Raw genomic sequence first — 7,075 nt, 5'->3', positions numbered from 1 at the left:
GCTTTCATCTTGCTACCGCCGAGCGCCTGAGGTGACCGCCTGCGCGCCGTTGCCGCAGGCGGTCGGGCGGAGTCACTTCAGTGTGAAGCGTGCCGTGGTGGAAGGCTTGCCCGGAAGGGTGACAACCGCGACCAGCTTGGTGCCGGCGCCGACCTTGAAGCTACCCTTGGCTTCGAGTCGATCACCTGCAGGCTTGAGTTCGACATCTTGCTTGTTTGCGCCAGACAGCAGCGTGAGCTTGGCACTGCCGTTTGCCACATCAACAGGCTTGCCGTGATCGCGAAGATGCAACTGGATCACCTCGGGCTTGGCAACGAGTTCGAGATCGAGATCCTTGACCTCGACCACCACGCCTCCATGCATCGATTCATGCTCGTGAGCATGGTCATGCTTGTCGGCTGCAAAGGTGGGGCCCACAGACACGAGAGCAGCGAGGGCGACGACTTTTGAGAACTTCATGGGTTTTCCTTTCTGGTTTGCATGAGGCGGGTTAAGCAGCGTCAGAATGCTTCGGCGTTTCGATCGTCGAGCAGACTCTCTGCATCGCGGCGGCCGAAGAGCCAGAACATTGCAGGGGTAAGGAAGGTATCCAGCAGGGTCGAACTGATGAGGCCCGAGAAGATCACCACGGCCACCGGATGCAGAATCTCGGTACCCGGGCGCTCGGCCTCGAACAGCAGCGGTGCAAGCGCAAACGCGGTTACCAGTGCGGTCATCAGCACCGGCGACAGGCGCTCGATCGAGCCCCGCAGGATCATCGTGTGGTCGAAGCTCTCGCCCTCGATACGCATCAGGTTGAGGTAATGACTCACCTTGAGGATGCCGTTTCGCACCGAAATACCTGCAAGCGTGATGAAGCCGACGAGTGCAGCCACCGACAACGGCTGACCGGAGATCCACAGTCCAATCACCGCCCCGACCAGTGCGAGCGGAATGTTCGCCATGATGAGCGCCGAGAGTCGAACCGACTTGTAGCGGCTGTAGAGCACGACGAACATCAGCACGAGTGAGACGATCGAAAGCAACCCGACCAAACGGGATGCCTCTTCCTGAGCTTGGAACTGCCCGCCGAGGGTGATGAAGTAGCCCTCGGGCAACTTAAGGTCGGCCACGACGGCGCGGATGTCCTCGACGACCTCCGATAGCGGACGCTGCTGCGCATTGGCCGAGAGCACGATGCGGCGCTTACCGTCGTCCCGGCTCACTTGGTTCGGACCGTCACCATCCTCGATCGACGCCAGCTTCGACAAGGGCACATGTCCGGTCGGCGTTTCGATCAGGATCTGAGCCAGCCCGTCGACCGAGCGCGCCGTTTCCGGTAGGCGAACGACCAATGCGAACCGTCGACCACCCTCGACGATCTGGGTGACCTTCTCGCCCTCGACGAGGTTTTGCAGCGCGGCCAGAATCTGCGGTGCCGGCACCCCGTAACGGGCAGCGGCCGCATAGTCGATCCGCACCTTGATCTGCGGCGCGAGCACTTGCTTCTCGATCTCCAGGTCGGCGAGCCCCGGAATGGCGGCAAGCCGCGTTCGCAATACGTCAGCCTGACCGCGCAGGGTGTCGAGATCCTCGCCGAAGATCTTGATCGCAATCTGCGAGCGCACGCCCGACAGCATGTGGTCGATGCGATGTGAGATCGGTTGCCCGATCGCGATCGCAGCTGGCAGATTGACCAGTCGCGACCGGATGTCTGCGGTGATCTCACCCATTGAGCGGCTCAGCTCACCGGCGGGTTTCAGCCCCACATCGAGCTCGCTGACGTGGACACCTTCCGCATGCTCGTCAAGCTCGGCCCGCCCGCTTCGGCGCCCGACGTGCGTCACTTCGGGAACCTGTTTCACGAGCACTTCCGCTTGCTGCGCGAGCACGGTCGACTCCGCCAGGGTAACGCCCGGGTTGAGCCGCATGCCGATCAGCAAGGTGCCTTCGTTGAACGGCGGCAGAAAGGTCGTGGGGAAGAACGGTACCGCAGCGGCAGCAATTGCCACCGCAACCGCACCCGCTGTGACGGCCGCCCTGGGGTGCTCGAGCACCCCCTGCAACGCCCCGCGATAACGTGCCTTGAGCCAGGCGAGCAAGCGCGTGTCACCGTGATCGAGGGACTTCATCCGGGGAAGCAGGTAAAAGGACAGCACCGGCGTCACGGTCACCGAAACGACCAACGAGGCGAGCGTGGAGACGATGAACGCCACGCCGAGCGGCACGAACAGCCGCCCCTCCATGCCAGGCAGCGCGAACAGCGGCAAGAACACCAGCACGATGATGATCGTCGCGTAAAGGATGGCCGAGCGCACTTCCATCGTTGCGCGCGCCACGAGTTCGATCGGGTGAAGCCGATGGTCGTGATGCTTTGCGCGGTCCTCCTTCAATCGGCGCAGCACGTTCTCTACGCCCACAACCGCATCGTCGACCAAGCCGCCAATCGCAATCGCGAGACCACCAAGGGTCATCGTGTTGATCGACTGCCCGAAATACTTGAAGACCAACGCCGTCATGAAGATGGACACCGGAATCGCGGTGAGCGCGATGATCGTCGGGCGCAGGGTGCCGAGAAAAAAGAAGAGGATTGCCGCAACGAACACCGATGCGCCAATCAGCTTACCCTTGAGCGTGCTGATCGATGCCTCGATGAAAGTCGCCTGCCGGAAGGTCACCTCCGGCGCATCCATCCCGGCCGGGAGCGATATCTTCATCTCTTCGAGCGCGGTTTCGATCGAGCGAGTCAGGTGAATGGTGTCCGCCGTAGGCTGCTTCTGAATGCCGAGGATGACGGCCGGCTTGCCCTCGAAGCCCGCATCCCCCCGTTTGGGCGCCGCTGCGAAGGTCACGGATGCGATCTGACGCAGCAGGATCGGCTGGCCATCTCGCGCAGTGATCGCGAGGTTCTTCAGATCCTCCAGGCTCGAGGTCCGACCGAGATGGCGGATGAGATATTCGCGCCCGTTCAGTTCGAGAAAGCCCCCCGAGGTGTTCGACGAGAAGCCTCGAATCGCCCCTTCCAACTGCTCCAACGAAACACCGAGCTCAGCCATACGGCGGGTGTCGGGCTGAACCTGGAACTGCCGCACCTCCCCGCCAATCGGGATGACTTGCGCGATGCCGGGGATCGCCATCAGGCGCGGACGAAGAACCCAGTCCGCATACTCTCGGACCTGCATCGGCGAGATCTTCGCCGTGTCGATCGGGATCGCGATCTGCATGATCTCGCCCATGACCGAGCTGATCGGCCCCATGCGCGGAATCACGTCTTCAGGCAACCCTTCCTCCATGGCTGAGAGGCGTTCCGACACCATCTGCCGGGCGCGGAAAATCTCGGTACTCCAGTCGAAGGTCACGTAGATGAAGGACAGCCCCGAGCTCGAGGTAGAGCGCACTGACTCCACGCCGGGCAAACCATTCATGGTGGTCTCGAGCGGAAAGGTGATGAGTTGCTCGACCTCCTCCGCCGCCATGCCGCCGGCTTCGGTCATGATCGTGACCGTCGGCTTGTTGAGATCCGGAAATACGTCCACGGGTGTTCGCGAAAGCGTGAACGCACCGTAGGCCATCAGTACCAGGCTGGCGATAATCACCAGCAGCCGGTTACCAAGGCTGTTGTCGAGTAGCCACTTGAACATCGGATAGACTCCCGGTCAGCGGATCTGGTTGATCAGCGTGGCGGCACGGGAGGCGACCCGCTCGCCGGCTTCGAGGCCGGACGTCACCGCAATGTTCACGCCGTCCAGCGGCGCGATCGTGACGGTCCGGGACTCGAAACGTTCGGGCGCCGTCTTTACCCAGACGATGGTTTGGTTTGCCGAATTCTTCAGCACCGATGCTGCGGGAACGCTTACACCCTGCTGCGTGCTGCGCGACTGGACGAAGACCTCGACCGGCTGCCCCACGGCAAGAAAGGCCAGCGCTTCCCCTTCGGCTGCAAAGGTGAGCGGCAAGGCCTGCTCGCGCAGGCTGCGGGCGGCGCCGATGAAGGTGAGCGGGATCCGCTGGTCGCCGACCGCAAGACTTGCAGAGGCGACATCCGCCGCTATTTCTGGATCATAGGAGAGCGCCTCGACACGCAGCCGCTTCGGGTCGACGATCTCGAACACGAGCTCGCGCGCATCGACCACTTGGCCTGACACGGCGTTAGTCGATGCGATCACACCGCTGACGGGTGCGGTCAGGACATCACGGGCATTGAGGCCACCACCGATCGCTTTCGATCTAGCCCTCAGGCTGGCAAGCTCGCTTTCGGCCGCCTCGATCTCCTTGCGCGGTACCGTGTCGGCGAGTTCCTTCAGACGCGCAAGGCGCTTTTCCACAAGGGCCCTGGCCGCGTGCAGCTCGGCCAATTGCGCCATCTGGTTAGACCGCTCGATCTGGTCCGTCGAAGGACTGACGTAAGCCAGCACGTCCCCCTTCTTCACGGCCTGACCGACGCTTGGCAACCCCTGCGGGCCCGCCTCCAGGCGCCCAGCCACCATGGCCTGCACCTTTCCGCCGGCATTCGGGTCCATGACCACCTTGCCGGCCAGCGCGGTGGTACGCGGCAATTCGCCGGCTTCCGTAACCAACGTGCGAACACCGATCTGGCGTTGTGCCGGCTTGGGCAGAAAGACACTGCCATCGGCTTGCCGTTGTGGCCCATTGCCTCCTGCCACAACCGGACCTTCATCGCCATGATCATGGCCTTCGCCAGCAAAGGCATTCCACGAGGCACTGGCCGATACCAGCGCCAGCGCAGCAAACAGTACGCTCAGCTTCATGCGGCACCTCCAGTCGAGCGATTACGCGAATTCCCCTTGCGAAGCACAACCCAGCCGATGAGGCCTAGCACAAGCCCCCCCGCGCCTGCCCCAATTGCGTAGGGTTTCATGTCCAATTCGGCAACCTCTTCGTGCGCCTCGGCGGCGGTCTCATGCAAGTCGAGCTCACCAGCGAGCAAATCGGCGTCCTGACCGGCAATCACCGTTGCCGTGACAGAGACGACACCCGGCTTGAGCGTCTCCTCGAGCGTGGCCTCGAACTCACCGTCGGCATGGGGCGTGAGCGCAACGGCCTTCCCATCGAGTTCCAGATCGACCTTTGCGTCCTTGACCGGACTGTTGTCAGCGAAGTGGTCAAGATAGACGGTGACGTTCTTGCCATTCACTACGCCGACCAGCTCGAAGAGTTCCGAGACGGCGGTAAATCGCGGCAATGCCGGGCCCGCTGTGGTCGCGGGCGCTTCTCCATGGTCGTGTCCGTCACCGGCCAGCGTTTGCGGGGCAAGCCCGGCAAGCACGGCAGCGAGGCTCCATGCCGCGAGGGTATGAGTGGATTTCATTTTGGGGATCCTGTTATTCATTCGGGAAGCAGGCCCAACGCTTGGCGCTGGGCCGAGATGGCGGCTGCCAGATCAATACGCGCGCGCGCGCGCTCGCGTTCGGCCTCGGCCGCCTCGAATTCGATGCGCAGACGGGTCGGCAGATCGGCCTCACCGAGGCGGAACGCCTTCTCGAAGAAGCCGCGTGACGCCTGTGCGAGGTCGGAGCGCCGTTCAGCAGCGGCGACCTGCTGCCGTCTCAATTCGACGCGCTGGTGCGCCATCTCTGTTTCGGCCAGCAGACGTTCGAGTTCGATCTGGAGTTGCGCCTCGGCCTCGATGGCCTCTGCATTGGCGCTTGCAACGCGGGACCGGCTGCGCGAACCGGAACCAAGCGGAATGCGCAAGCCCAGCGTGACCGTCTGTTCCCAGGATTCACCCGATGCGCCGCGTTCGCGGGTGGTCGTGACACTCAACTCCGGATTCGCGCGGCCCTGAACGCTGGCAAGGGTCATCGTGCGCCGCGCAACGTCGACCCGATCACGCAGCTCGGCCACTGCAGGGTGCGCCGTCTCAAGAATCTGTGTCGGTGTCGCAGCGGACGGGACGGGCTCCGGCGCAGACACCCCGCCGGATGAGCGTTCTGGCCCGATTCCAGTGAGCGTGCGCAACTGCTGTGCAGCATCTGCAAGGGCGCTTTCTGCCTCGGCGACGGCGGCTTCAGCTGTAGCTTGCACACCGTCGGCCTGATGCTGATCTGCGCGCGCCAGATCACCCGCCTTGATGCGCTTGGCCACGTCGGCGGCCAGTTCGCGGGCGTTCTCGAGACCCGCCCTCGCCAGCGTCACATCTACGCGCGCGCGTTGCCAATCCCAATATGCTGTGCGTACCGCTGCAGCGGTGCGCAACTGCGCGCCGCGAGCCCGGCTCGCCGTGGCAGCTATTTCGGCAGTGGCGAGGGCTGCAGTGCTCGAACGTTCGCCCGACAGCCAGATCGGAACCGCGATGCCGACCTCGTACTCACGGCTCCCGCGATTGCTGTCCAACTGATCGGTTTTTCCGGCTACCTCTAGGGCGGGCGGTTCGACAAACCAACTGTCGGCACTGTCGCGGCGCGCTTGCGCCGCTTCCTGTTGAGTCGTGAGCGACAGCGCTTCAGGCTGGCGTGCCCATGCTGCCTCGAAAGCGTGCTTGAGGGATAGGGCGGTACTTGGAGCCGGGGGGGCGGGCTGCTGCGCCCAGGCACCATTGACGGCAAGGCCGAGCATTAGCCCAGGCAGCCATTTGAGACGAAGTTGCTGAAACATCCAATTCTCCGTTGATGTAAAGACACGGGGAATCGGCAGAGGGCGATCGGACCGATCGCAATGGACGCGTGACGCTACCGCTCAAAGCGGTAGGAACATCAAGAGGGAATGAAGGCGACCGCCCTGCCGATCAGGCTGGGCGGGCCCATTTAGGGCGTTCGGGCTCTGCGGGATGCTCAGCAAGTGAGCACCCAGGTGTGACGCCGATGGGGAGGGATGCCTGATGCTGTGTGAATAGCGCGCTGGACTCACTCGTTACTGCTGAAGAGCCCACCACCTGGCACGATGCGCAGTCTGCGTGTGCGCCCTTCGTCAAGCCCCCTTTTTCCTTGCCTTTTGCATCTTCGGTGTGACGATGCGCGTGATGACCAAAATGATTGGCTGCGGCACCGGATTCGTGCGCGCAGTAATCGCCCACCGCCGCCCAACTCAGTTGGGCAGGCAGCAGGATCAAGAGGAAAATCGCAAGCCAACGACGCAT

5 protein-coding genes are annotated in these 7,075 nt (G+C 63.1%); all 5 read right to left on the bottom strand.

What is annotated here, in order from left to right:
* Positions 1 to 72: 72 nt before the first annotated feature.
* Genes RBT54_RS17875 through RBT54_RS17855 form a run of 5 tightly spaced genes read right to left on the bottom strand, consistent with a single transcriptional unit; the run spans position 73 to position 6,594 of the window.
* The gene (locus RBT54_RS17875; protein WP_320368359.1) at positions 73 to 459 is read right to left on the bottom strand and encodes a hypothetical protein; all 387 of its coding nucleotides are present in this window, start codon (positions 457 to 459) and stop codon (positions 73 to 75) included.
* Positions 460 to 500: 41 nt separating this feature from the next.
* A complete protein-coding gene (locus RBT54_RS17870) occupies positions 501 to 3,620 on the bottom strand; it encodes an efflux RND transporter permease subunit (protein ID WP_021249915.1) in 3,120 nt (1,039 codons plus the stop codon).
* 15 nt (positions 3,621 to 3,635) lie between these two features.
* Entirely contained in the window at positions 3,636 to 4,748 is a 1,113-nt protein-coding gene (locus RBT54_RS17865) for an efflux RND transporter periplasmic adaptor subunit (RefSeq protein ID WP_002924861.1), read from the bottom strand.
* Entirely contained in the window at positions 4,745 to 5,308 is a 564-nt protein-coding gene (locus RBT54_RS17860) for a hypothetical protein (RefSeq protein WP_002924863.1), read from the bottom strand. The genes RBT54_RS17865 and RBT54_RS17860 overlap by 4 nt, the downstream gene beginning before the upstream one ends.
* 17 nt (positions 5,309 to 5,325) lie before the next feature.
* Entirely contained in the window at positions 5,326 to 6,594 is a 1,269-nt protein-coding gene (locus RBT54_RS17855) for a TolC family protein (RefSeq protein WP_039921668.1), read from the bottom strand.
* Positions 6,595 to 7,075 lie beyond the last annotated feature (481 nt).

It is taken from the genome of Thauera sp. (assembly GCF_034003485.1).
Classification (GTDB): Bacteria; Pseudomonadota; Gammaproteobacteria; order Burkholderiales; family Rhodocyclaceae; genus Thauera.
The sequence above is the reverse complement of the archived record's forward strand: the minus strand, read 5'-3'. Positions and strand labels throughout refer to the sequence as shown.

Coding starts and splice junctions, on each gene's coding strand:
- RBT54_RS17875 (WP_320368359.1), bottom strand. CDS start 459: ATGAAGTTCTCAAAAGTCGTCGCCCTCGCTGCTCTCGTGTCTGTGGGC.
- RBT54_RS17865 (WP_002924861.1), bottom strand. CDS start 4,748: ATGAAGCTGAGCGTACTGTTTGCTGCGCTGGCGCTGGTATCGGCCAGT.
- RBT54_RS17860 (WP_002924863.1), bottom strand. CDS start 5,308: ATGAAATCCACTCATACCCTCGCGGCATGGAGCCTCGCTGCCGTGCTT.
- RBT54_RS17855 (WP_039921668.1), bottom strand. CDS start 6,594: ATGTTTCAGCAACTTCGTCTCAAATGGCTGCCTGGGCTAATGCTCGGC.
- RBT54_RS17870 (WP_021249915.1), bottom strand. CDS start 3,620: ATGTTCAAGTGGCTACTCGACAACAGCCTTGGTAACCGGCTGCTGGTG.